Annotated in this window: 23 protein-coding genes and 1 tRNA gene; 10 read left to right on the top strand and 14 right to left on the bottom strand. The window is 71.6% G+C overall.

Features of this window, described 5'->3' with window-relative positions; all coding sequences use genetic code 11:
- Window positions 1-326 precede the first annotated feature (326 nt).
- The 7 genes from ACIPYQ_RS15595 to galU form a co-directional block, all read right to left on the bottom strand.
- Window positions 327-400: transfer RNA gene (locus tag ACIPYQ_RS15595), tRNA-Ala, on the bottom strand.
- Between the two features lie 78 nt (window positions 401-478).
- Window positions 479-1,513 (bottom strand): hypothetical protein, encoded by a 1,035-nt coding sequence (locus tag ACIPYQ_RS15600; protein WP_401250996.1) that lies wholly within the window; start codon window positions 1,511-1,513, stop codon window positions 479-481.
- A gap of 168 nt (window positions 1,514-1,681) precedes the next feature.
- The gene (locus ACIPYQ_RS15605; RefSeq protein WP_361760026.1) at window positions 1,682-2,311 is read right to left on the bottom strand and encodes a GNAT family protein; all 630 of its coding nucleotides are present in this window, start codon (window positions 2,309-2,311) and stop codon (window positions 1,682-1,684) included.
- Window positions 2,308-2,859, bottom strand: coding sequence for a MogA/MoaB family molybdenum cofactor biosynthesis protein (locus ACIPYQ_RS15610; protein ID WP_361760023.1), 552 nt, complete (start codon window positions 2,857-2,859; stop codon window positions 2,308-2,310). The genes ACIPYQ_RS15605 and ACIPYQ_RS15610 overlap by 4 nt, the downstream gene beginning before the upstream one ends.
- A gap of 32 nt (window positions 2,860-2,891) precedes the next feature.
- A complete protein-coding gene (gene moaC, locus ACIPYQ_RS15615; RefSeq protein ID WP_215015680.1) occupies window positions 2,892-3,371 on the bottom strand; it encodes a cyclic pyranopterin monophosphate synthase MoaC in 480 nt (159 codons plus the stop codon).
- Between the two features lie 74 nt (window positions 3,372-3,445).
- On the bottom strand, window positions 3,446-4,783 hold the full coding sequence (gene glp / locus ACIPYQ_RS15620) for a gephyrin-like molybdotransferase Glp (protein WP_361759936.1): 1,338 nt from the start codon (window positions 4,781-4,783) through the stop codon (window positions 3,446-3,448).
- 4 nt (window positions 4,784-4,787) lie between these two features.
- Window positions 4,788-5,690 carry a UTP--glucose-1-phosphate uridylyltransferase GalU gene (galU, locus tag ACIPYQ_RS15625; protein WP_361759933.1) on the bottom strand — a complete coding sequence of 301 codons (903 nt, stop codon included), beginning with the start codon at window positions 5,688-5,690 and terminating at the stop codon, window positions 4,788-4,790.
- Window positions 5,691-5,784: 94 nt separating this feature from the next.
- Here galU and ACIPYQ_RS15630 point away from each other — a divergent pair, with 94 nt between their 5' ends.
- On the top strand, window positions 5,785-6,399 hold the full coding sequence (locus ACIPYQ_RS15630) for a 5-formyltetrahydrofolate cyclo-ligase (protein WP_401251000.1): 615 nt from the start codon (window positions 5,785-5,787) through the stop codon (window positions 6,397-6,399).
- Here the strand turns inward: ACIPYQ_RS15630 and ACIPYQ_RS15635 are convergent.
- Window positions 6,394-9,255, bottom strand: coding sequence for a penicillin acylase family protein (locus ACIPYQ_RS15635; protein ID WP_401251003.1), 2,862 nt, complete (start codon window positions 9,253-9,255; stop codon window positions 6,394-6,396). The genes ACIPYQ_RS15630 and ACIPYQ_RS15635 overlap by 6 nt on opposite strands.
- A 257-nt stretch (window positions 9,256-9,512) precedes the next feature.
- On the opposite strand from ACIPYQ_RS15635, the gene ACIPYQ_RS15640 reads away from it, so the two are divergent.
- The 9 genes from ACIPYQ_RS15640 (at window position 9,513) to mscL (ending at window position 17,369) form a co-directional block, all read left to right on the top strand.
- Entirely contained in the window at window positions 9,513-11,021 is a 1,509-nt protein-coding gene (locus ACIPYQ_RS15640) for a potassium/proton antiporter (protein ID WP_401251006.1), read from the top strand.
- A 417-nt stretch (window positions 11,022-11,438) separates the two neighbouring features.
- Window positions 11,439-12,785 (top strand): MFS transporter, encoded by a 1,347-nt coding sequence (locus ACIPYQ_RS15645; protein ID WP_401251838.1) that lies wholly within the window; start codon window positions 11,439-11,441, stop codon window positions 12,783-12,785.
- Between the two features lie 67 nt (window positions 12,786-12,852).
- Window positions 12,853-13,164, top strand: coding sequence for an FmdB family zinc ribbon protein (locus tag ACIPYQ_RS15650; RefSeq protein ID WP_319727952.1), 312 nt, complete (start codon window positions 12,853-12,855; stop codon window positions 13,162-13,164).
- 74 nt (window positions 13,165-13,238) lie between these two features.
- Window positions 13,239-14,072 carry an S-methyl-5'-thioadenosine phosphorylase gene (locus tag ACIPYQ_RS15655; RefSeq protein WP_401251009.1) on the top strand — a complete coding sequence of 278 codons (834 nt, stop codon included), beginning with the start codon at window positions 13,239-13,241 and terminating at the stop codon, window positions 14,070-14,072.
- A gap of 57 nt (window positions 14,073-14,129) precedes the next feature.
- Complete coding sequence (locus ACIPYQ_RS15660) at window positions 14,130-14,624, top strand: hypothetical protein (protein ID WP_401251012.1); 495 nt, start codon at window positions 14,130-14,132, stop codon at window positions 14,622-14,624.
- A gap of 82 nt (window positions 14,625-14,706) precedes the next feature.
- A complete protein-coding gene (locus ACIPYQ_RS15665; RefSeq protein ID WP_401251014.1) occupies window positions 14,707-15,264 on the top strand; it encodes a carboxymuconolactone decarboxylase family protein in 558 nt (185 codons plus the stop codon).
- Between the two features lie 16 nt (window positions 15,265-15,280).
- Window positions 15,281-16,054 carry an orotidine-5'-phosphate decarboxylase gene (gene pyrF, locus ACIPYQ_RS15670; protein ID WP_401251017.1) on the top strand — a complete coding sequence of 258 codons (774 nt, stop codon included), beginning with the start codon at window positions 15,281-15,283 and terminating at the stop codon, window positions 16,052-16,054.
- Between the two features lie 139 nt (window positions 16,055-16,193).
- The gene (locus ACIPYQ_RS15675) at window positions 16,194-16,748 is read left to right on the top strand and encodes a hypothetical protein (protein ID WP_401251020.1); all 555 of its coding nucleotides are present in this window, start codon (window positions 16,194-16,196) and stop codon (window positions 16,746-16,748) included.
- Between the two features lie 123 nt (window positions 16,749-16,871).
- A complete protein-coding gene (mscL, locus tag ACIPYQ_RS15680; RefSeq protein ID WP_401251023.1) occupies window positions 16,872-17,369 on the top strand; it encodes a large conductance mechanosensitive channel protein MscL in 498 nt (165 codons plus the stop codon).
- A 49-nt stretch (window positions 17,370-17,418) separates the two neighbouring features.
- Here mscL and ACIPYQ_RS15685 read toward each other — a convergent pair whose 3' ends face one another.
- The 6 genes from ACIPYQ_RS15685 to ACIPYQ_RS15710 all read right to left on the bottom strand — a co-directional run bounded on the left by ACIPYQ_RS15685 (window position 17,419) and on the right by ACIPYQ_RS15710 (window position 23,013).
- The gene (locus ACIPYQ_RS15685) at window positions 17,419-17,631 is read right to left on the bottom strand and encodes a hypothetical protein (RefSeq protein WP_361759907.1); all 213 of its coding nucleotides are present in this window, start codon (window positions 17,629-17,631) and stop codon (window positions 17,419-17,421) included.
- 270 nt (window positions 17,632-17,901) lie between these two features.
- Entirely contained in the window at window positions 17,902-18,270 is a 369-nt protein-coding gene (locus ACIPYQ_RS15690) for a hypothetical protein (protein ID WP_401251026.1), read from the bottom strand.
- Window positions 18,267-18,941: a ubiquinol-cytochrome c reductase iron-sulfur subunit gene (locus tag ACIPYQ_RS15695; RefSeq protein WP_401251029.1), complete on the bottom strand. Its 675-nt coding sequence runs from the start codon at window positions 18,939-18,941 to the stop codon at window positions 18,267-18,269. The genes ACIPYQ_RS15690 and ACIPYQ_RS15695 overlap by 4 nt, the downstream gene beginning before the upstream one ends.
- Window positions 18,938-19,537, bottom strand: coding sequence for a 4Fe-4S dicluster domain-containing protein (locus ACIPYQ_RS15700; RefSeq protein ID WP_361759899.1), 600 nt, complete (start codon window positions 19,535-19,537; stop codon window positions 18,938-18,940). The genes ACIPYQ_RS15695 and ACIPYQ_RS15700 overlap by 4 nt, the downstream gene beginning before the upstream one ends.
- 6 nt (window positions 19,538-19,543) lie before the next feature.
- Complete coding sequence (locus tag ACIPYQ_RS15705; protein ID WP_401251032.1) at window positions 19,544-21,874, bottom strand: molybdopterin oxidoreductase family protein; 2,331 nt, start codon at window positions 21,872-21,874, stop codon at window positions 19,544-19,546.
- Entirely contained in the window at window positions 21,871-23,013 is a 1,143-nt protein-coding gene (locus ACIPYQ_RS15710; RefSeq protein ID WP_401251035.1) for an MFS transporter, read from the bottom strand. The genes ACIPYQ_RS15705 and ACIPYQ_RS15710 overlap by 4 nt, the downstream gene beginning before the upstream one ends.
- Window positions 23,014-23,064: the final 51 nt, after the last annotated feature.

Genomic DNA, 23,064 nt, shown 5'->3' on the forward strand with positions numbered 1-23,064 from the left:
ACGCTTCTCCCCCGTCTGTCCCGCGGTCTTCTGCCGATCGGCAGCAAGCTCATGAACCCCCCAGTCAAAGCAGCCCCACCCCGGTGACCATCACGGGAGTTACGGGCAGGCGGAGTTTATCCACCGCCAACTGGCAGGACACAGTGGGTTTACCGGCGGGTACGGTCACACCGGGAGCCTCGCCGGAAGGCCCGGTTGCGGGCACCGGTGATGCGGCTGATGCGGCCCACCGCGAACACCCTCTGGAAACGCCGAGATCCCGCCCGGTCTTTCGACCGGACGGGATCTCGTGACGTTCACGAGAGCTACTCGCGAACTGTCGTCTGTGGACCTGTGGGGATTTGAACCCCAGACCCCCTCGATGCGAACGAGGTGCGCTACCAGACTGCGCCACAGGCCCTTGCGACGTGTGAAACATTAGCATCCCCGCGCGGCTGCTCCAAAACGCGTATTCCGGAGCGTCCGCGCAGGTCACCGATCACTCGTTGGCGGCGCGCGGGCGGTCGTCGCTCTCGTACTGGTCGAACAGCGGGGTGCGGGCGCCGCCCTGGCCGCGGGGCCGCGGGGTGGTCTGCGGCTTCGGGTCCGGCTTGGGGGCCGCGGGCTGTGCGCGCAGGCGGGGTTCCGTCGGCTCGGCCGTGCTGGAGCGGGTCGCGCTCCAGGCGTCCGGGGACGCCGGGCCGGTGGCGCGGGGGGCGACCGGGGCCGTCACGTACGTCGGCAGCGGGACCGGGACCGGCTCCCAGCTGTCACCGCGGGCGGGCCCGCGTTCGCGCTCGCGCTGCTGGTCCACCCACTCGGCGTGGTCGGTCTGCTCGACGAGCGCGCGGCGCCCGGCCTCCTGCGGGGAGACCGGTGGCGCGGGGTCCGGCTCGGCGCCCGCCGGGGCGGTCTCCCCGGAGTCGCGGCGGCGCGGGCGGTTCTCCCGCAGCTGCCGCGCGGCCGCCTCGGCGCGCCGCCGGTCCATCGTGAACTCGTAGCGCCGCCGCTCCTGGACCCGCAGGTGCACGATGTACGTGCTCAGCAGGAGGGCGGGCACCGCGGGGGCCCACAGGAAGCGCAGTCCGCCCACCGCCGCGACGACCGCGCCGAGGGTGAAGACCAGGAAGAGGAGCGCGGTGGTGCGCCGGCGGCGCGCGAGGACCTGGAGGCGCTGTTCGCGCCGGGCCCGCTCCGCGCGCTGCTCCCGTTCGGCGGCGGCCGGTCGCGGCTCCGCCCTGGTCGGGGGCACGACAACGGCCCGGGCGTCGGCGTCGACGGAATTCACCTTTTCCGTCGCGGCGTCCGGGTCCGCGTGGGGCTGGGGCCCCGCCTCCTCGTCACCGCGCTCACGCAGCCCCTTGGCGTAACGGCGCTCCATTCCCGCCCGGCCGGAAAGCAGCCGAATGGCAGTGGAGAAGCGTTCCGTCGGACGGGCCTCGTTCAGCTCGTCCTGCCTCCGGAGCCACATGGGCACCAAGTAGGCGGCCCAGGCCCCGACAATGACTGCGTAGATGAGGCCGCTGCTGCTCACACCTCACACCGTAGAGGGACGCGGCCGGGGGGATCGGCCAATTGGGCCGGTGTGTCGCGCGATCTCGCTGATATCACGGACTTTTTTTGTGATTCTTCGGATCAGGTTATGGGCGAATCGGTCCCCGACTCCTTGCCACCCCCATTAATTCGAACAGATATTCGGAATCTATTTGGGCGGCGTCTGCGGGTGACGTGCCCGGTGCCAGCGGCGCAGCAGCCCCTCCGGCACCTCCTCCACCGTGACCGCGTAGACGAGGTGGTCGCGCCAGGCGCCGTCGATGTGCAGATAGCGCGGCCGCAGCCCCTCCTCGCGCAGGCCCAGCTTCTCCACGACCCGCCGGCTCGGCCCGTTCTCGGGGCGGATGCACACCTCGATCCGGTGCAGGCCGACCTTGCCGAAGCAGTGGTCCACGGCCAGCGCGACCGCCGTCGGCATCACGCCGCGGCCCGCCACCTCGCGGTCCACCCAGTAGCCGACGTGCGCCGCGCACATCGAGCCCCAGGTGATCCCGGCGACCGTCAGCTGGCCCACCAGGCGGCCCTGGTACTCGATGACGAAGGGCAGCATCCGGCCCGCGTTCGCCTCCGCCCGCAGGTGGCGGACCATCTGGCGGTACGTGGGCCGCTGTATCACCGGCCCCCACGGGGCGGGCGGCGGAATCGTCGCCTCCCACGGCCGGAGCCAGTCCCGGTTGCGCCGGTTGACCTCGCGCCAGGCCTTCTGGTCCCGCAGTCTTATCGGCCGGAGGGTCACGTCGCCGTCCGTCAGGACGACCGGCCAGGAGGGGCCGTTCAGCTCGCGCTCCCGGAGGGTCCCGCCGGTCTGGGGTGGTCGCCGCCCCGGATCTGGTCGACGGCGTGCGGAAGGATCCGGGAGAGGACGGCGAGGCCGTCGCGCACCCCGCCCGTCGAGCCCGGGAGGTTGACGATCAGGGTGTGCCCGGCGACCCCCGCCAGGCCCCGGGACAGGGCCGCGGTCGGCACCTGCGCCAGGCCTTCGGCGCGGATGGCCTGCGGGATCCCCGGAATCTCGTAGTCCAGCACCCGCGCGGTGGCGTCCGGGGTGCGGTCCGTCGGCGAGATGCCGGTCCCGCCGGTGGTCAGGATGACGTCGTAGCCGCCGGCCACGCCCTCGCGCAGCGCCTGCTCGACGGGATCGCCGTCCGGGACCACCCGCGGGCCGTCCACCGTGAAGCCGAGCTTCTCCAGCGCCTGCGCCAGCAGCGGGCCGCCCTTGTCGGCGTACACGCCCTGCGAGGCCCGGTTCGAGGCCGTGACGACGAGCGCCCGGCCCGTCGCGGCGGGCGGGGACACGCTCTCGGGGGTCTGCGGGACGTGGCCCACGTGGCTGTGCACCTCACCGCCGCGCGGGGCGTTCACGAGCGCGCCCAGTCGCCGGACTTGCCGCCGGTCTTCTCCTCCACCCGGACGTCCGTGATGACGGCGCCCTTGTCGACCGCCTTCACCATGTCGATCACGGTGAGGCCGGCGACGGCGACGGCGGTCAGCGCCTCCATCTCGACGCCCGTGCGGTCGGTCGTCTTCACGGTGGCGAGGATCTCGACGGCGTCGTCGGCGACCGACAGGTCGACCTTCACGCCCGAGACCGCCAGCGGGTGGCAGAGCGGGATCAGGTCGGGGGTCTTCTTCGCCCCCATGATCCCGGCGATCCGCGCGGTGGCGAGGGCATCGCCCTTGGGGACGCCCTCGCCGCGCAGCAGCTCGATCACCCGGGGGGAGACGAGCACCCGTCCACTGGCCCGGGCCGTCCGGGTGGTGACGTCCTTCTCCGAGACGTCGACCATCCGGGCCGCGCCGGCCTCGTCGATGTGGGTCAGCCTGCTCTGCGTACTCATACTCTGCGCGTCGCTTCCGTCCGGGCCCCCGAGGGGCCTGTGTGGTGCAACACGCTACCCGCACCGGCCCCCCTTCAGCCGAGCAGGACCACTTCCAGCTCGGTCCCGGGCTCCACCGAGGTGACGTCCTCCGGTACGACCATCAGCGAGTCGGCGTGCGCCAGCGCGGCGATCAGGTGGGACCCCGATCCGCCGACCGGGCTGACCGTGCCGCTCTCGGCGTCGTACTTGCCGCGCAGGAACTGGCGGCGGCCGGCCGGGGAGCCGAGCGCCTTGTCTGCCGTCAGCACCGCCCGTACGCTCGGCCGCCGGACCTCGGGCTCCGGCAGGCCCATCAGGGTGCGGATCGCGGGGCGCACGAACAGCTCGAAAGAGACGTACGAGGACACCGGGTTGCCGGGCAGGGCCAGCAGCGGGGTGTGGTCCGGGCCGATCGTGCCGAAGCCCTGGGGCTTGCCGGGCTGCATGGCGAGCTTGCGGAAGTCGATCCCGCCGCCGTCGACCTCGTCGTCACCGGAGGCCACCGAGGACAGCGCCTCCTTGACCACGTCGTACGCGCCGACGCTGACCCCGCCCGTGGTGACGAGCAGGTCGGCGCGGATCAGCTGGTCCTCGATGGTGGCGCGCAGGGTGTCGGCGTCGTCGGCGACGGCGCCGACGCGGTACGCGATGGCCCCGGCGTCCCGGGCTGCCGCGGCGAGCGCGAAGCTGTTGGAGTCGTAGATCGTGCCCGAGGTGAGCGCCTCGCCGGGCTGGACCAGCTCGCTGCCGGTGGACAGGACCACCACGCGCGGGCGCGGCCGTACCCGGACGGTGCCGCGGCCGATGGCGGCCAGCAGGGCGATCTGCGGCGGCCCGAGGACCGTGCCGGCCGCCAGGGCCAGGTCGCCGGCCTGTACGTCGCTGCCGCGCGCGCGGACGTGCGCCCGCGCCTCGGCGGAGCGGTGCACCCGTACCTCGCCGCCCGCCTGCTCGGGGGCGGCGCTGGCCGGGGTCATCCCGGCGGCCGCGCCCCCGCCCGTGCCGCCGTCGGTCCACTCGACCGGTACGACGGCTTCCGCGCCGGGCGGCAGCGGGGCGCCGGTCATGATCCGGGCGGCCTCGCCGGGGCCCACGGTGGGCAGCTCACCGCTGCCCGCCGCGACGTCCCCGATGACCGTCAGCACCGCGGGGAACTCCTCGCTCGCGCCCTGGACGTCGGCCGTGCGGACGGCGTAGCCGTCCATGGAGCTGTTGTCGAAGGGCGGGAGGGCGACGGGCACGGTGACGTCCTCGACCAGGACACAGCCCTGGGCGTCCAGCAGCTGGAGCTCGATCGGCTCCAGCGGCCGGACGGCCGCGAGGACGTCCGCGAGGTGCTCGTCCACGGACCACAGACGGTGGCCTGTGTCCTGCGGTGCGGAACTGCTCAAGGTGCTACATCTCCTCCGTGACGTAACGGTGAAGCCAGGTGCGGAACTCCGGGCCGAGGTCCTCGCGCTCGCACGCGAGGCGGACGATGGCCCGCAGGTAGTCGCCGCGGTCCCCGGTGTCGTAGCGACGGCCCCGGAAGACCACGCCGTGCACCGGACCGCCGACGCTCTCGTCGGCGGCAAGCTTCTGCAGGGCGTCGGTGAGCTGGATCTCCCCGCCGCGGCCCGGCTCGGTCTCCCGCAGTATGTCGAAGATCGCGGGGTTGAGGACGTAGCGTCCGATCACCGCGAAATTGCTGGGCGCGTCCTCGGGCTCCGGCTTCTCGACGAGGCCGGTGATGCGGACCACGTCCTGCTCGTCGGTGGCCTCGACGGCGGCGCAGCCGTAGAGGTGGACGCTGGCCGGGTCGACCTCCATGAGGGCGATGACGGTGCCGCCGGTGCGGGCGTAGATGTCGGCCATCTGACGCAGCAGCGGGTCGCGCGGGTCGATGAGGTCGTCACCGAGGAGGACGGCGAAGGGCTCGCGGCCGACGTGCGGCTCGGCGCAGAGCACGGCGTGGCCGAGGCCCCGCGGGTCGCCCTGGCGGACGTAGTGCATCGTCGCGAGGTCGCTGGATTCCTGGACCTTCTTCAGCCGGTCGTCGTCGCCCTTGGCGATGAGGGCCGACTCCAGCTCGTAGTTCCGGTCGAAGTGGTCTTCCAGAGCACGCTTGTTACGCCCAGTGATCATGAGCACGTCGTCGAGCCCGGCCCCGACGGCCTCCTCGACCACGTACTGGATGGCCGGCTTGTCCACAACCGGGAGCATTTCCTTCGGGGTCGCCTTGGTCGCCGGAAGGAAGCGAGTACCGAGGCCAGCGGCCGGAATCACGGCCTTCTTGATCACGGGGTGCAACATAGTCATGCCCCGAACGATAGTGGGTCCTGCCGAACGTCAGACGAGATCCCAGTAGGTAGATCCACGTATGACCCGATTCGCAAGGATATTTGATTTCCTCGTGACCGAGAACCCGCCCACCGCCTCCGCCAAGGCCGGGCTGCGCCGAGAACTCCTCGCCACGCGCCGCGCCTTGTCCCCCGAAGCCTGCCGCACGGCGGCCGCCGCACTCGCCGTCAGGGCCCTCGAACTGCCCGAACTGGCCGGCGCCCGCACGGTGGCGGCGTACGTCTCCGTCGGCACCGAACCGGGCACCCGCGCCCTCCTCGACGCCCTGCGCGCGGCCGGCAAGCGCGTGCTGCTGCCCCTGCTGCTGCCCGACAACGACCTCGACTGGGCGGCGTACGAAGGCCCGCAGAGCCTCGCCGAGGCCGCCCACCCCGGGAAGATGCGGCTGCTGGAGCCCACCGGGCCGGCGCTCGGGCCGGAGGCGGTGACCGGGGCCGACGCCGTACTGCTGCCCGGCCTCGCGGTCGACGGGCGCGGCATGCGGCTCGGCCGCGGCGGGGGCTCGTACGACCGCGTGCTGCAGCGGCTGGAGCGTGCCGGGGTCCATCCCGCGCTGGTGGTGCTCCTCTACGACGACGAGGTGGTCGCGCGGGTCCCGGAGGAACCGCACGACCACCCCGTACAAGCGGTGGCGACCCCGTCGGGGGTGCGCCGCTTCAGCTCATGAACCCTCCGGCTTGAGGGTCAGGGTGTCGACGGTGGCCTTCTCGACGGCGTCCTTGCCGAAGGGCCACTCCAGCAGCTCGCCCTTGGCCCACAGCGTCGTCTGGTCCGTGTAGTGCGCGTTGTACGCGTGCCCCGAGGCACCCGTCAGGTTGATCCAGCGGGACTTGTCGAGGTCGTTCAGGTTGACCACCATGCGCATCGACGGCACCCACGTGACCCCGTACCCGCTGGAGGCGTTCCAGCCGGTCGCGTTGACGGTGGCCTCGCCGCCGCCCAGGTTCCACGGGCCGCGGTTGAGGAGCCACTGCATGAAGCCGGGGCCCTCGGTGCCGATCGTCTGGTTCTTCAGGTTCAGCTGGTGCAGCCGGCCCCAGCTCCAGGTGGACTGGTCCTTGCCGAGCTTGGCGGTGAGCTCCCAGCGGGCGTCCTTCATGGCCCGGGCGAACAGCTCGTCGCGGGTGGTGGTCTCCGGCTGGGTGAGGGTCCTGGGCGAGCTCCACCACGGCGACTTCTCGTCCTTGACCAGGCGGCGGACCACCTCGAACCAGCGGTCGCCGCCGTCCGGCTGCGCCGAGTCGGGGCCGCGGGTGCCGCATTCGCGGACGGTCTTGGCGAGGTCGTCGGCGGGGCCGGTGCCGTTGCCGAGGACGTTCATGCAGCTGCCCTCGATCCGCAGCTCCTTGGGCATCTTGTCGCCGAAGGACAGCTTGAGGATGTTGCGCCAGACCGCGTTGAAGTAGGCCGCGGCCGCCGAGTCGGACTCCTGGGTGTAGTTCCAGCCGTCCAGCAGCTTCTGCGCGGCGCGCACGCCCGGGTCGGAGACCTGGATCTTCGCCAGCATCGGGGTCAGCAGCGCGGCGATCTCGCTGCTGTTGTCCATCTGCATGGTGCGCATGTCATCGGTCGAGATCTTCCCGCCGTCCTTGATCTTCGCCTCGATGAGGTCGTTGATCCGCTGGCTGCGGGCGCCGTAGCCCCAGTCGGTGGTCAGCAGGTACGGGTACTTGCCCGCGCCGGTCCCGCTCTCCACGACGGCCTGGTTGGCGGTGACGATGTAGCCGCGCGACGGGTTGGAGTCCCAGGGCATCTCGCTCTGCGGGATGTAGCCGGCGTTGCTGTCCTTGCCGCCCTTCCAGGCGTACTTGGAGTCCCAGCCCGGGGTGGGCATCCGGCCGTCGCCCTGGCCGCGCATCGGGATGCGGCCCGGGGCCTGGTAGCCGATGTTGCCGTTCTGGTTCTTGTTGTCGGCGTAGATCAGGTTCTGCGAGGGCACGTCGAAGTCTGCGGCGGCCTTGCGGAAGTCGTCGAAGGTCTTGGCGCGGTTGAGCTTGAAGACCGAGTCCATGGTCTTGCCCGGGTCCAGCGCGGTCCAGCGCAGGGCGACGGCGTAGCCGTCGCCGCGGTCGGGGGCGGAGCTGGCGACGGGGGCGCGGGTGCCGACCGTGGCGAGCTCCTCGCTGCGGTCGGAGACGAGCGGACCGTTGTTGGTGGTGCGGACGGTGATCTTCTTGCTGTCGCCGCCCGCGACCTTGATGACCTCTTCGCGGGTGGCGAAGGGGAGCACCCTGCCGTCGTAGACGTAGCCCTCGGGCCTGACCTGCTCCAGGAAAAGGTCGGTGACGTCGGCGCCGAGGTTGGTCATGCCCCAGGCGATGTCGGCGTTGTGGCCGATGACGACACCCGGCATGCCGGAGAAGGTGTAGCCGGCCACGTCGTACTGGCACTGGGCCGAGACGGTGCGGCAGTGCAGGCCCATCTGGTACCAGACCGAGGGCAGCTGCGGGGACAGGTGCGGGTCGTTCGCGAGCAGCGGCTTGCCGGTGGTCGTGTACTTGCCCGAGACGACCCAGGAGTTCGAGCCGATGCCGCTGCCGTTGGGGCCGAGGATCGCGGGGACCTTGTCGAGGGTGGCGGCGAGGGCGGTCAGCTGGTTGCGCAGGCCCACGGTCGCGCCCTGGGCGGTGACGTTGTCGGCGAGGCCGGTTCCCGTCGCCGTTCCCGTGCCGGTTCCCGTGGAGGCCTGGGAGCCCAGGGCGCTGCCGCTGCCCGAGCCGGTGCCGTTGGAGCCGGACCCGGAGCCCGTGGCGCCGGAGGCCTGGGGCGCGTACTTGCCGCCCTCGACCTTGCCGCCCTCGACGATCGGCTTGTTCCGGTCGAAGGGGTACGGCGGGTAGAGCTCGTCGATCTGCGCCGTCGAGAGCTTGCTCGACATCAGCGCGCGGTCGATCTCGTCCTGCATGTTGCCGCGCAGGTCCCAGGCCATCGCCTTGAGCCAGGCCACCGAGTCCACCGGCGACCACTGCTCGGGCTGGTAGCCGTCGCTCAGCTTGAGCGCCGCGTGCTCGACGGAGAGGTCCTTGCCGGACTTGCCCTTCAGGTACGCGTTGACCCCGTCGGCGTAGGCCTGCAGATACTTCTTCGTCTCGGGCGACAGCTTGTTCTCGTACTCGGCCTCCGCGACCTGGCGCCAGCCGAGCGTGCGCAGGAAGGCGTCGGTCTCGACCTGGCCGGCGCCGAACATCTCCGAGAGCCGCCCGGAGGTCATGTGGCGGCGTACGTCCATCTCCCAGAACCGGTCCTGCGCGTGCACGAAGCCCTGCGCGCGGAAGAGGTCGTCGTCGTTGTCCGCGTAGAGCTGCGGAATGCCGTGGGCGTCGCGCTTGACCTCGACGGTCCCGGTGAGGCCCGGCACCTTGAGGGAGCCGGTCGTCTGGGGGAACGAGGCGCGCACGCCGTCGACGCCCCAGTACGCCCCGTAGCCGAGGCCCGCGAAGAGCGCCAGGACCAGTACGAGCACGATCAGACGGGCGCGTCGTCCCTTCTTCTTGGCGGGAGGAGCGGTTTCGTTGGCGGGCATCGCTGTCCTTAGAGGGGCAGGGTGGTCCTGGGAGTACTGGGAGCAACCATAGGCGCAGGACCGACTTCGTTGATCCTCCAGGGGGGGAGGTCCGAACGACAGGGGCGAACGCGCGTTTCACAATGTGGTTATCGCGTAAAGGGTGCGTCAAAGATTAGGTAAGGTAACGAACTACTTGCCGAAGCCGTCGCCGGGAGGATCGATCCGCCGGGTGCATTGAGGAGGGCCGCCCGCTGACTGTCCACACGCTCAATGAGTTGCTGCTGGTCTGCTCGCTCGTACTGCTCGTCGCCGTCGCGGCGGTGCGCCTCTCTTCACGCAGCGGCCTCCCCAGCCTGCTCATCTACCTCGGCATAGGCATCGCGATCGGCCAGGACGGCATAGGCAACGTCGTATTCGACAACGCCGAGCTGACCCAGGTCATCGGTTATGCCGCGCTCGTGGTGATCCTCGCCGAGGGCGGTCTGGGCACGAAGTGGAAAGAGATCAAGCCGGCCCTGCCGGCCGCGGTCATGCTGTCCCTGGTGGGCGTGGCGATCAGCGTGGGCGTGACGGCGGCAGGAGCGCACTACCTGGTCGGACTGGAATGGCGGCAGGCCCTCCTGATCGGCGCGGTCGTCTCCTCGACCGACGCGGCGGCCGTCTTCTCGGTGCTGCGCAAGGTGCCGCTGCCCGCCCGGATCACCGGCGTCCTGGAGGCCGAGTCCGGTTTCAACGACGCACCCGTCGTCATCCTGGTCGTGGCCTTCTCGACCGTCGGCCCGGTGGACGAGTGGTACGTCCTGATCGGCAAGATCGCCCTGGAGCTGGCGATCGGCGCCACGATCGGCCTGGCCGTGGGCTTCCTGGGCGCGTACGGGCTGCGGCACGTCGCGCTGCCCGCCTCCGGCCTCTACCCGATCGCCGTCATGGCCATCGCCATCGTGGCGTACGCGGCCGGCGCCATCGCGCACGGCTCCGGCTTCCTCGCGGTGTACCTGGCGGCGATGGTGCTCGGCAACGCGAAGCTTCCGCACTGGCCGGCCACCCGGGGCTTCGCCGACGGGCTCGGCTGGATCGCCCAGATCGGCATGTTCGTGCTGCTCGGCCTGCTGGTCACCCCGCACGAGCTGGTCCACGACTTCTGGCCCGCCGTCGTCATCGGGCTGGTGCTCACGATGGTGGCGCGGCCCCTGGAGGTCTTCATCAGCCTGCTGCCCTTCCGGATCCCGTGGCAGGAGCAGGCCCTCATGTCGTGGGCGGGCCTGCGCGGCGCCGTGCCCATCATCCTGGCGACCATCCCGATGGTGTCCGGGATCGAGGGCAGCGACCGCGTCTTCAACATCGTCTTCGTGCTGGTCGTCGTCTACACCCTGGTGCAGGGGCCGACCCTGCCCTGGGTGGCGCGCAAGCTGAACCTCGGCAAGGGCGAGGAGACCGCGTCCGACCTCGGCATCGAGTCGGCGCCGCTGGAGAAGCTGCGCGGACACCTGCTCTCCTTCGAGATCCCGCCGGCCTCGCGGATGCACGGCGTGGAGGTGAGCGAGCTGCGCCTGCCGCCGGGAGCCTCCGTCACGCTGGTGGTCCGGGAGGCGAAGAGCTTCGTACCGCTGCCGTCGACCGTGCTGCGGCGCGGGGACGAGCTGCTGGTGGTGGCCACGGACCCGGTACGGGACGCGGCCGAGGCGCGGCTGCGTGCGGTGGCGCGGGGCGGCAAGCTGGCGGGGTGGCTGGGCACGGGGAACGGGAACGGAAACAGGAACGGAAACAGGAACGGCTCGCGTTAGAGCAACGTTCTAATTCGGCAATTTCGCTCCGATCTGCCCGCTTTCATCCCTATTTCCAAGACCTCACCGGCGAAGCTGTCGTTAATCGCAGGTGAAGACACGGGTTGTCGGCGCAATCACAGGGCGTGGTAGTGGGTTCCCCTGTACGATGAAGGCACAACAGATCGAACCAACTCTGCCTGACGCAGAGCTGGCGCGACCGCAAAGCGGCCGTGGCACCCCCGCATTGGGCGCCCAGGTATCACTCGGTTCTGCGCAAGAGGACAGCTCTCGGGGCTCCCAACACGTACGGGTGCGACCGCTCACAAAGCACGGCACCGTCCGCAGACGGGGAGTTCTACCAGGCAGCGGAAAGGCAAGGCCGTGACATCCGCGGTCACGACCGACAACTCCGCCCGCCCCGGCTATGGGCAGCTCATGCGCACGCCCGGCGCCCTCGGCTTCGTACTCCCCGGCTTCGCAGCGCGACTCCCCTTCGGCATGCTGACCATCAGCATCCTGCTGCTGGTCCAGCACACCACCGGTTCCTACGGCAGCGCCGGCATCGTCGCCGCCGTCACCGGCATCTCGATGGCGCTCTCCGCCCCCGTGATGGGCATCTTCACCGACCGCTTCGGCCAGAGCGCCGTCCTGCTCCCCGTGGTCCTCACGCACGCCGCCGCCGTCAGCGGCCTGGCCGCGCTCGCCCTCGCGGGCGCTCCGGTCTGGGCGCTGGCCCTGGCCGCCGTCCCCGCCGGCGCCTCGGTGCCGCAGGTCGGCCCGATGGTCCGGGCCCGCTGGGCCGCCAAGCTGGAGGGCTCGCCGCTGCTGCCCACGGCCGCCGCCTTCGAGTCCGTCACCGACGAGTTCACCTTCGTCGTCGGCCCGGTCCTGGCGACCGCCCTGTGCACCGGCGTCCACCCGGCGGCCGGCCTGGTCACCGAGGCCACGCTGACGCTGCTCGGCGGCCTGCTCTTCGCCGCCCGGCGCGCCACCCAGCCCAAGCCGCACGCCCCGACGCTCGCCGGTGAGAAGCGCGCCTTCGCCCTGTCCTACCCGGGCCTGCGCGTCCTGATCTTCGCCTTCCTCGGGATCGGCGCCGTCTTCGGCGGCATGCAGGTGTCGCTCGCCGCCTTCTCCAACGAGATCGGCAACCCGGGTGCCAACGGCCTGCTCTACGGCGTCTTCGCCGCGGGCAACATGATCGCCGGCATCGCCATGGGCGCCGTCGCCTGGAAGATCGGCCCGCGCCGCCGGCTGATCCTGGGCTACATCGGCCTCACCGCCGCCGCGTCCGTCCTGTGGGCCGCCCACTCGATGATCCTGCTGGGCGCGCTCGGCCTGGTCGTCGGCCTGTTCATCGCCCCGGCGCTGATCACCGGCTACACGATGGTCGAGCAGTTGGTCCCGGCGAACGCCCGGACCGAGGCCTTCACCTGGCTGACCGGTTCGATCGCCTTCGGTCAGGCCATCGCCGTCATCCTGGCCGGCCGCCTGACGGACGCGCACGGATCCTCGTACGGCTTCCTGGTGCCCATGGGCGCCACCGCGCTCGCGCTGGCCACCCTGCTGGCGCTGCGCGCGAAGCTGGCCCCGAAGGCCCCGAGCCGGATCGTGAACGCGTCCGGCCCGGCCGGCGCGACCACCGACGCGACCGCCGACACGACGGCCGCTGCGACCGCCGCCGCGGCCGTCCCGGCGGCTCCGGCCGCCCCCGCGCCGGCCGCCCGTAACCGGGTGAACGAGCGTGGGATGGGTCACCGCGTACCGGTGACGGTGGACTGATCGGCCGGAATACGTCACCATGGAGCGTCGTTAGCACTCATTGAGTCAGAGTGCCAGGAGGAAATTCGTGCCGACCTACCAGTACCAGTGCACCGAGTGCGGTGAGGGCCTTGAGGCCGTGCAGAAGTTCACCGATGACGCACTGACCGTGTGCCCGAGCTGCGACGGACGCCTGAAGAAGGTGTTCTCCGCGGTCGGCATCGTCTTCAAGGGCTCCGGTTTCTACCGGAACGACAGCCGTGGCGCCTCGTCGAGCAGCACACCTGCCTCGAAGCCGGCCTCGAGCTCGTCCTCGTCCACGACGTCGACCGCCGCCGCGCCTGCCGCTTCGTCCTCCTCGACGTCGTCGAGCAGCAGCAGCTCCACGTCGGCCGCCTGATCGCTTCGCCGAAGGCCCCGCCCGCCCCTGACCGGGCAGCGGGGCCTTCGGCATGCCCGGTTAGGGTGGGCCGCATGGTGAACGCAGAGATCGGTGTCATCGGCGGCTCGGGCTTCTACTCCTTCCTGGAGGACGTCTCCGAGATCCAGGTGGAGACCCCGTACGGGGCCCCCAGCGACTCCCTGTACGTGGGTGAGCTGGCCGGCCGCCAGGTGGCCTTCCTCCCCCGGCACGGACGCAGCCACACCGTCCCGCCGCACAAGATCAATTACCGGGCCAACCTGTGGGCCCTGCGCTCGGTCGGCGTCCGCCAGGTGCTGGGCCCGTGCGCGGTCGGCGGCCTGCGGGCCGAGTACGGGCCGGGCACGCTGCTCGTTCCCGACCAGCTGGTCGACCGTACGAAGTCGCGCGTGCAGACCTTCTTCGACGGGGAGCCGCTGCCGGACGGTTCCGTTCCGAACGTCGTGCACACCACCTTCGCCGACCCGTACTGCCCGGTGGGCCGGTCGGTGGCGATAGCGGCGGCTCGCGGCCGGGACTGGGAGCCGGTCGACGGCGGAACCATGGTCGTCATCGAGGGGCCCCGCTTCTCGACGCGCGCGGAGTCGCAGTGGCACGCCGCGGCGGGCTGGTCGGTCGTCGGCATGACCGGGCACCCCGAGGCGATCCTCGCGCGCGAGCTGGGGCTCTGCTACACCTCGATGGCCCTGGTCACGGACCTGGACGCGGGCGCCGAGACGGGCGAGGGCGTCTCCCACACCGAGGTCCTGAAGGTGTTCGGCGAGAACGTCGGGCGGCTGCGCGAGGTCCTCTTCGACGCGGTGGCGGCCCTGCCGCCGACGGAGTCCCGCGCCTGCCTGTGCACGCACGCGCACGACGGCTGGGACCTGGGCATCGAGCTGCCGTAGTCCCCCTGCCGCAGGCTTCGCGGCAGCGTTGTCAGTGGCCTCCCCTAGCCTGCGCGCATGGGAAATCGGGGCGGGATGGCCGTGGCGCATGCCACGGTGGCGGAGCTGCGGGAGTTCGCGGCCGAGGCCGGGTGCGCGGACGTCGACGGCGACGCGGACCTGGGCGGCGGCTGGTCGGCCGTGTACTACCCGGACCAGCCGGACGGCGCCACGGCGGTGCTGGCGCGGCGGACCGGGGCGCCGGTGCTCACGGTGGCCTACCTCGACAGCGACGTGGGCTTCGTCGAGGCCGCCACCTTCGCCGGGGGCCGCTGGAAGGCACTGCTGAACCGGGACACCGCCGAGGACTACGAGATACCCGTCGACCGGTTCCCCGTGGAGGCGGCCCTGGCGGGCGCGCTCGACTGGGCGGCCGCAGCCGGGCTGACCGCCGACCCGGACGGGATCCGGGCCGCTCTCACCGGCTCCGAGGCCTTCGCTGAGGAGCTCACGGCCCGGCTCCTCGGCGCGCTCGGGATGGACCGCGCCGGGCTCGGCGGGGAGAGCGCGTAGCGACTGTCACATACGCCGCGGCTGTCCGGTCCTCCTTGGTGAAGGCGGAAACAAGACCGCCCCTGCCCGGGAGATGACCGTCATGCCGCGTATCTCGCTCAACCCGCCCCGCACCCTCCTCATGCGCATCGGCTCCTGGTACTCGCGCCGTACGTACGGCAAGGTGCTCGACCCCGGCCAGGCCTACGGGCACCACTCGCGCGTGCTGTTCTCGTACGTCCGCCTGGAACAGCAGGCGGCGAAGTGGAACGCGCTCGACGCCGGCCTCAAGCACCTCGCCGTGATGGCGGCGGCGGCCCGCATCAACTGCTCGTGGTGCATGGACTTCGGCTACTGGGAGGGCCACGAGCAGGGCATGCCGGCCGAGAAGATCGAGCAGGTGCCGCGGTGGCGGGAGGCCCCCGAGGTGTTCACCGACCTGGAACTGCTGGTCATGGAGTACGCCGAGGCCATGACCGAGACCGAGCCGGCGGTCACGGACGAGCTCGCGGCGGAACTGATCGCGCGGCTCGGCGAGGCGGCGTTCGTCGAGCTCACCGCGATGGTCGCCCTGGAGAACTGGCGCTCGCGCGTCAACAGCGCCTTCGGCCTGACCAGCCAGGGCTTCGCGGAGGCCTGCCGGATCCCGGCCCGACCGTGACCCCGACAATGACGGCGTGAACACGGACTTCCCCTTCTCCGGCCGCGAGGTCATCGCCGACCGCGAGGTCATCGTTGCCCTCGACTTCGCCGACCGCCGGGCCGCCGAGGAGCTCGTCGAGCGCCTCGGCGACGCGTGCGGCTCCTACAAGATCGGCCTGGAGCTCCTGACCGCCGCAGGCCCCGGGCTCGCACGGGACCTGGCCGAGCGGGGACACGAGGTCTTCCTCGACCTGAAGCTCTTCGAGATCCCGAACTCGGTCGCCGGCGCCGTCCGGGCCGCCGGCGCGCTCGGCGCGTCCATGGTGACCGTGCACAGCATGGGCGGTACGGGGATCATGGCCGCGGCGGTCGAGGCGGCGCGGGAGTTCCCGCGGCTGCGGGTGCTCGCGCTGACCGTGGTCACCAGCATGACGGCCGGCGACCTCGCCGACGTCGGCATCGAGGCGGACGCCGAGAAGCAGGTGCTGCGGCTGGCCCGGCTGGCGGTGGGCGCGGGATGCGACGGGGTCATCGCCTCGCCGCGGGAGGCCGGGCCGCTGCGCCGGATGCTGGGACCGGACCGGCTGATCGTGACGCCGGGGGTGACGCTGGGACCGGACGGGTCGACGGGCGGAGCGGCAGGCGGCGCGGCGGATGGCTCGGCAAGCGGCGCGGCAGGCGGGCACGCGCGGGCGGGGACACCGCAGGCCGCCTTCGCGGCCGGGGCCTCGCACGTCGTGGTGGGCCGGTCGATCGCGCGGGCCGCGGACCCGGTGGCGGCGCTGCGGCGGGCGCGGGCCGCCTGTTAACTCCTGCGGGTGACGGGGTTGTCCACAGGCTGGGGACCGTCCACAGGCTCGGGCGGGATGCCCGGGGAGGCCGGATCGTGGGAGGTGTCCGGGCGACGGGTCCGGGCACGGCAACTCACTCGGTCTGGTGGTGTTCGTCATGTCCCTTTGCTCCACGGCTTCTTCGACTTCTTCGACTTCTTCGACTTCCTCGGCGTGTCTCCCCGCGTGTCCCCCCGCGCGCCCGGTTCCGCCGTTCCCGCCGCTCCGTGTGGGGCGGGGCGGGGACCGGCTGCGGCGAGCGGTGCGGCGCAGGCGGCGGGCGGTCTCGGCCGGGCTGGCCGTCCTGGCGGCGGCCCTGGCGGTGGGCGGGACGGAGGCACAGGCCTCGCGGGGCGCCGCGCCACCGCCGGTACGGGCCTCGCACGGTGCCGCTCCGCCCGCGGCGGTGCGGATGGTGTCGGCCCCGGTGCGCATCGCGGACGCCGCGACGGTGCGGCTGCTGCGGCCCGGGGACCGGGTCGACGTGGTCGCGGCGGAGCGCGCCGGGCCGCCCAAGGTGGTGGCCGCGGGGGCCCGGGTGGCCGAAGTGCCCCGTCCCGAGCAGGGGGTGGGGGACGGTGGGGCGCTGGTGGTCCTGTCCGTGCCCCGGGACACCGCGCGGGATCTCGTGGGAGCGGGCGCCGTGACGCGACTGGCGGTGACGTTGTGTTGATTCGCACGCGCGGTCGGTCAATTCACCGGGAGATGCGGCTCGATTGGACACGCCGCGCCTGGACTGCCGTAACTTTCGGAACCGTTGGCTCCGTGTTCGGCACATGTGAAGAAAGGCTCAGTGGTGAGCGAGAAGAAGAAGGAGAGCGTACTGGCGGGCTTCAAGGCCTTCCTGATGCGCGGCAACGTGGTCGACCTGGCGGTGGCCGTGGTGATCGGCGCCGCGTTCACGAACATCGTGAACTCGGTGGTCAAGGGGATCATCAGCCCGGTGATCGGCGCGGTGGGCACACAGAGCCTGGACGGCTACAAGTCCTGCATCAAGAGCCCTTGCGAAATCGGCCCGAACGGCCAGCCGACGGGCGTGGAGATCCTCTGGGGCTCCGTGCTGAACGCCACGCTGACCTTCCTGATCACCGCGGCGGTCGTGTACTTCCTCATGGTGCTGCCGATGGCGAAGTACCTGGCCAAGCAGGAGGCCCGCCGCAAGGCCCGGGAGGGCGTCCAGGAGCTCGTCGAGATCACCGAGCTGGAGGTCCTCAAGGAGATCCGGGACGAGCTGGTCGCGCAGCGCGCCAACGGCGGCGGCAGCGGCCACCCGGGTTCGCGCGGCGGGCTCTGACCGGTCCGGCCCATACGGCCGATCCGGCCGTCGTGGCCGCCTCGGCGGATCAGATGTGGTGCGGGGGCTTCTCGTCGAGGAAGCGGGCCAGGTCGCCCGCGCTTCCGCCGGCGGGCGGCCGCTCGCCCCAGCCGCGGTCGGTGTCGTCCGAGGACTGCTGGTCCAGCGGGTCGTCGAAGACCAGCTTCGGCTTCGGCCGGGGCCGGTCGGCCTCGGGGGCGGGACGCGAGGACTGCGGGTCGGAGGCGGGGGCGCTGCTCATGCCTCCAGGGTACGGCCGCCCCCGCCCGCGGCCCGGCCCAGCCGGGGGCCTCGGCTCCCCTGCGGGCGTAGAACCACCAGCAGACCGCGAGGCAGCTGGCGTGGAAGCCGGTGACGGCGCCCGCCTCCATCTCCGACTGCTTCAGGGCCGCGGCCCAGAAGCCGTCGTCCTCGGGCCGCCAGTCGCCGATGGTCACGCCGGGCTTGCAGGTCTCCACGCGATGCGAGCGCACCGGGCGCGGGCTGGGCGTGGGCGTGGGTATGGACGTGGTCATCGGTCTTTCGGGTCGAGGAGCCACAGTCCGATCACGACGAGGAAGGACAGGATCAGGAATCCCGCGCCCCACCAGGCCGTACCGGTGTTGCCCTTCATCCACTCGTTGACGGTGACGGTGAGCGCCCAGAGCTGTCCGATGACCACGGTGAGGGCCAGGGCCAGACGCGCGTTCAGCTTCGAGGACCGCTCCGGCTCCTGCTCGGTGCCGGCCCCGGGGCCGGGGCCGGTGTGCCGGATCCGCGGGTCTCCGTACCCGCTGGTGGAGCGGATCTGCGGATACCGCTCCCGCACCGGCCGGTTCAGCCGGGGCCGGGCACTGCCGGGGTGGTACTCCGGGCGCGGTGGCACCGGCGCGTCGCTCATGTCCGCCCCTTCTCGGACGGGGCGCTCGCGCCGCCCCGGCCCGCGCCGGGGCAGCCCAGCTGCTGGGCGGCCTCGGGGTGGGAATCGCCGAACTGCCGGCAGAGGGCCTCCTTGGCCGGCTCTCCCGACCGGGAGGTGGCGAGGGCCCAGACGCTGCCGTCCGCCTGTTCGGTCAGGAAGACCTTGGGGAGCGGCCGTGGTGGCGGGCCCGCGGTGACCTCGCCGGTGCGGGCGTCGAAGACGCCCTCGTGGCAGGGGCAGTACAGCTCCCCGTCGGCGCCGCGGTCCTCGCGCCACAGCACGGCGCAGGCCAGGTGGGTGCAGACGGCGGAGTAGCCGACGAGGGAGCCGTCGCTCAGCCGTACGGCGAGGGCCCGGTCCTCGTCGCCGGGGAAGCGGAAGGCCACGGACTGGCCCGGCGCCAGCCGGTCGGTGACCTTCTTGGGCTCGGGCAGCGCCTCGCTGTCGCCGTGCCGGTGCAGGATGCCGGCGGCGACACCGACACCGCCGACGGCGAGGCCGCCGGAGACGGTGGCGACGATCCGCAGGTAGTCGCGGCGGGTGGTGAGGGAGTCGGCGCTGATCCGGTCGCGCAACCGGTCGGCGGCCCCGTCCCCGTCGGGTTCGGGGCCCGGGACGGGAGACGGAGGGGGCTGTTCGGTCACGCTCATCGGACATCGACTCCGTTCACCTCGACCACGGGCAGGCCTCCGGGAACCGGCCATTGGACCTTGTCGGCGGGGACGACCATCGCCACTCCGGTGCTGACCATCACGTCGCCGAAGACGAAGGAGTCGGCGACCTGGACGCCGGGGCGCTCGGCCTGGAGCTCCTCGAGGGTTCCGTAGAAGAGGGCGCCGGTGGGGCAGACGGTGGCACACATGGGGGCCAGGCCGTAGGCGGTGCGGTCGTAGCAGAGGTTGCACTTCATCTGCAGCTTCGCCTGGAGGTCGATCTTCGGGACGCCGAAGGGGCAGGCGTTGACGCAGTTGGCGCAGCCGATGCAGCGGGTGGTGTCGGCCTGCTGGACCACGCCGTCGGCGGTCACCAGGATCGCGTCGGCGGGGCAGACCTCGGCGCAGGGCGCGACCGGGTCCTCGCAGTGCATGCAGACGGTCGGGAGGGAGGCGACGGTGTGACCGGCGTCGGTGTAGTCCAGGTGGATCATCGACTTGCCGCGGTGGGAGTCGCATTCGCGGCAGGCGGAGACGCAGGCCTGGCAGCCGATGCAGCGGCCGGGATCGATGAAGATCGTGCGGCCCATCATGGCGGGTCAGCTCCTCTCCGCCGTGCCACGGCCCTGCGAGGACGTGGGGGGCAGGGGATCGGTGCGCGAGACCTGGGTCTCCGGATAGGCCTCGTGGCCCGGGGCCGTGGGGGGCGCGGGGACCTCGTCGATCCGCTCGGCGGGCTCGATCCGGGCGGCGCAGACCTTGTACTCGGGGATCTTCGAGCGGGGGTCGAGGGCGTCGATGGTCAGGGCGTTCGCGGCCGTCGGCACCGGCCAGTGGTACGGGATGAAGACCGTGTCCGGGCGAATGGCCTCGGTGACCAGGGCCGGGAAGACCTCGCTGCCGCGGCGGGTGACCACGCGGACCGGATCGCCGTTCCGGTAGCCGTGCGAGGGGTGGACCTCCACCCAGGGGCGCGGGGTCTGTTCGACGAGGGCGCCCAGGCGGCGGGTCTGGTTGCCGGAGAGGAAGTGCGCGACGGTGCGGCCGGTGGTGAGGGAGAGGGGGTACTCCTCGGTGTAGGGGTCCATCGGCGCGTGCCACTCGACGACCTGCAGGTGGATCTTGCCGTCGGGGTGGTAGGTCCTGCCGCCCTCGAACAGCCGGGGGGTGCCCGGGTGATCGGTGGAGGGACAGGGCCACATGATGCCGCCGGTCTCCTCCAGGCGCTCGTAGGTGATGCCGTAGTAGTCGTTGACCGTGCCGGCGGAGGCGATGCGCAGTTCGTCGAACACCTCACGGGAGCCGGTGAAGGCGAACTTGTCGCCCGCGCCCAGGCGCTTGGCGAGTTCGCACATCACCCAGGTGTCGGTGCGCACCCCGGCGGGGGGCTCCTGCGCCTTGTTGTGCTTGACGACGCGGGCCTCGGTGTTGGCCATGACTCCCTCGTCCTCGGCCCAGACGGTGACGGGGAAGACCACGTGTGCGTTGGTCGCGGTCTCGGAGAGGAAGAAGTCGAACTGGGCGTGGAATTCGAGGGTGTCGTAGCCCTGCTTGACCGTCGCGTAGTGGGGGAGCGAGACGAAGGGGTTGTTGCAGATGCCGATCAGACCGCGGATCTCCTGGCGCCGCATCTGCCAGACCATCTCCATCATGGAGGTGCCGGCGGTGGGGAGTTCGGACTCCTCGATGCCCCAGATCCGGCAGATCTGGCGGCGGTGCTCCTCGTTCAGGATGGAGCGGCCGCCGGGGAGGAGGTCGGCCTTCTGGCCGTGCTCGCGGCCGCCCTGACCGTTGCCCTGGCCGGTGATGGTGCCGTAGCCGGCGCCGGGTCGGCCGAGGTTCCCGGTGGCCACGCACATGTTGATGATGGACAGGCAGTTCTCGACGCCCTGCGAGTGGTGTTCGACGCCGCGTGCGTGGAAGGCCATGGCCTTGCCGGCGCCGCCGAACATCCGGGCCACCTGGACGATCTGCGCTTCGGGGATCCCGCAGATCCCGGCGGAGCGGGCGGGCGGGTAGTCCTGGACGGTCTTCCTGACCTCGTCCCAGCCGGTGGTGTGGGCGGCGAGGTACGGCTCGTCGGTCAGGCCCTCGGCGACGATCACGTGGAGCACGGCGTTGAAGAAGGCCGAGTCGGTGCCGGGCTTGAGGGCGACGTGGACGTCGGCGGTGCGGGCGATGGCCGTCTCCCGCGGGTCGACGACGATCAGGGCGGCGCCCCGGTCGCGGGCTCCCCAGACGTACTGGGTCATCACCGGGAAGCACTCCCCCACGTTCGACCCGGCGATGAGCAGGCAGTCGGTGAGGAGGATGTCGGAGAAGGGGTTGGCGGCCCGGTCGATGCCGAAGGACAGCTTGTTGGCGCCCGCGGCGCTGACCATGCACAGGCGGCCGTTGTAGTCGACGTGCCGGGTCTTGAGGGCGACCCGGCCGAACTTGCCGACCAGGTAGGTCTTCTCGGAGTAGAGGCTGGCGCCGCCGAGCAGGCCGAAGGCGTCGTTGCCGTGGGCGCCCTGGATCCGGCGGATCTCGGAGACGGTGAAGTCCAGGGCCTCGTCCCAGGAGGCCTCGCGGAACTCCTCGTCCCGGGAGCGGCGCATCAGCGGCACGGTCAGCCGGTCGGGGTGGTTGACCTGCTGGTAGGCGTTGATCCCCTTGGGGCACAGCCGCATCCGGTTGATGTCGTGGTTGCGGGGCTCCACGCCGAAGACCTTGCCGCCCTTGTCCACGCGCAGGTACATCCCGCACTGCACTCCACAGAAGCAGCAGTGGGTGGGGACGAGGGTCTCGCCGTTCTGATCGGCGTGCCACTGGTCGGCGGGGATGCCGCCCGCGTCGCGGAAGTTGCGCGTGCCGGGCGGGGCGATGGAGGGGTCGAGGGGGGTCGGCACGGGCCGGGACCCGGCCTTGGCGGGGTCGGTCGCGGTCACTTGAAGCCCTTCTTGACTTGGGTCAGATAGGCGTTGCCGCGCAGGACCCGCTTGCAGCGCGGGCAGTATTCGACGAAGGCGTTGAAGTCGAGCTTGAGGTCCTGCATCGTGCCGCGCAGGTTCTCCACGTACGGGGTGGTGTCGATGGGCTCCCCGCAGCGCTTGCAGGCGAAGACCTGTTCGTCCTGGCGGGCCGTGTACTTGAACAGCTGCATGCCGACGGCAGCCGGGCGCTGGACGATGTGGAAGAACTTCCCGAACGGGATGTAGATGAGGGTGAACACCACCGACACCATGTGCAGGATGGCCAGGAACTCGTAGCCGCCGCCGTGCAGGAAGATCGACGAGAAGGTCAGCAGCAGACCGGTCACGGAGATCACGATCAGGCAGATCAGCGGCAGCAGGTCGTAGGCGAAGCGCTGCCCGGTGATGGCGCCGCGGTCCTTCATCCTGCGCCACAGGAAGTACGAGGCCCCGGGGATGACGAGCACTGCGGCGAGGTCCAGGCCGTGGAACATCAGCCAGCCCAGGACGTTCAGGGCGTTGAAGCCGATCACCTTGTAGCCCCAGATCCGCATCTCGTAGCCGGGGCCGGAGCCGCTGTCGGAGGTGAAGGTGAACCAGCCCCAGGTCAGCGGGAAGGTGATGGCCGCGGCCAGCAGGCAGCCCCAGAAGATGAGCTGGTGGGCGATCCAGCGGCCGCGCGAGCGGGCGCCGAGGAACTTCTGGAAGCCGAGGTAGGTGGCGATCATCTTCGGCAGGGCGCTGGGCGCCTTGCGGAAGTTGTCGGCCGAGAAGAAGCTGCCGAAGCCCTTCTTGAAGAGCCGGCGCGCGCCGGGGGCGGAGACCCAGACCGTGTACCGGTAGGCCACGCCGAAGGCCAGGAAGACGGTGGCGACGGCGTACGGCAGCAGCGCCGAGTCGAAGTCGCGCAGCAGCCGGCTGCCCAGCACGATGGCGGCGACGAGCAGGAGCGAGACGACGGTGCCGGCCAGGGTGGCCCGCGCGGTGACCGACAGCCGTGCGCCCGGTCCGGGCAAGGTCCGGGTCGGGTCCGGCGGGGGCTCCGTGGCCTCGGCGGCGCCCCCGGCCCCGGGGGGCGGGGGCGGGGCGGCAAGGGCTTCTGATGGCTCGGACACAGCCCCACGCTAGGTGATTTATACCAATTCAGCCCGTTATATCGTACTGAT

This window comes from Streptomyces sp. NPDC090045 (assembly GCF_044747975.1).
Classification (GTDB): domain Bacteria; phylum Actinomycetota; class Actinomycetes; order Streptomycetales; family Streptomycetaceae; genus Streptomyces.

What these genes read in the sequence shown, in the direction of transcription:
- moaC (WP_215015680.1), bottom strand. Translation starts at nt 3,371, where the DNA reads ATGAGTACGCAGAGCAGGCTGACCCACATCGACGAGGCCGGCGCGGCC.
- galU (WP_361759933.1), bottom strand. Translation starts at nt 5,690, where the DNA reads ATGACTATGTTGCACCCCGTGATCAAGAAGGCCGTGATTCCGGCCGCT.
- ACIPYQ_RS15635 (WP_401251003.1), bottom strand. Translation starts at nt 9,255, where the DNA reads ATGCCCGCCAACGAAACCGCTCCTCCCGCCAAGAAGAAGGGACGACGC.
- ACIPYQ_RS15645 (WP_401251838.1), top strand. Translation starts at nt 11,439, where the DNA reads ATGCGCACGCCCGGCGCCCTCGGCTTCGTACTCCCCGGCTTCGCAGCG.
- ACIPYQ_RS15655 (WP_401251009.1), top strand. Translation starts at nt 13,239, where the DNA reads ATGGTGAACGCAGAGATCGGTGTCATCGGCGGCTCGGGCTTCTACTCC.
- ACIPYQ_RS15660 (WP_401251012.1), top strand. Translation starts at nt 14,130, where the DNA reads ATGGGAAATCGGGGCGGGATGGCCGTGGCGCATGCCACGGTGGCGGAG.
- ACIPYQ_RS15665 (WP_401251014.1), top strand. Translation starts at nt 14,707, where the DNA reads ATGCCGCGTATCTCGCTCAACCCGCCCCGCACCCTCCTCATGCGCATC.
- ACIPYQ_RS15675 (WP_401251020.1), top strand. Translation starts at nt 16,194, where the DNA reads ATGTCCCTTTGCTCCACGGCTTCTTCGACTTCTTCGACTTCTTCGACT.
- ACIPYQ_RS15685 (WP_361759907.1), bottom strand. Translation starts at nt 17,631, where the DNA reads ATGAGCAGCGCCCCCGCCTCCGACCCGCAGTCCTCGCGTCCCGCCCCC.
- ACIPYQ_RS15690 (WP_401251026.1), bottom strand. Translation starts at nt 18,270, where the DNA reads ATGAGCGACGCGCCGGTGCCACCGCGCCCGGAGTACCACCCCGGCAGT.
- ACIPYQ_RS15695 (WP_401251029.1), bottom strand. Translation starts at nt 18,941, where the DNA reads ATGAGCGTGACCGAACAGCCCCCTCCGTCTCCCGTCCCGGGCCCCGAA.
- ACIPYQ_RS15700 (WP_361759899.1), bottom strand. Translation starts at nt 19,537, where the DNA reads ATGATGGGCCGCACGATCTTCATCGATCCCGGCCGCTGCATCGGCTGC.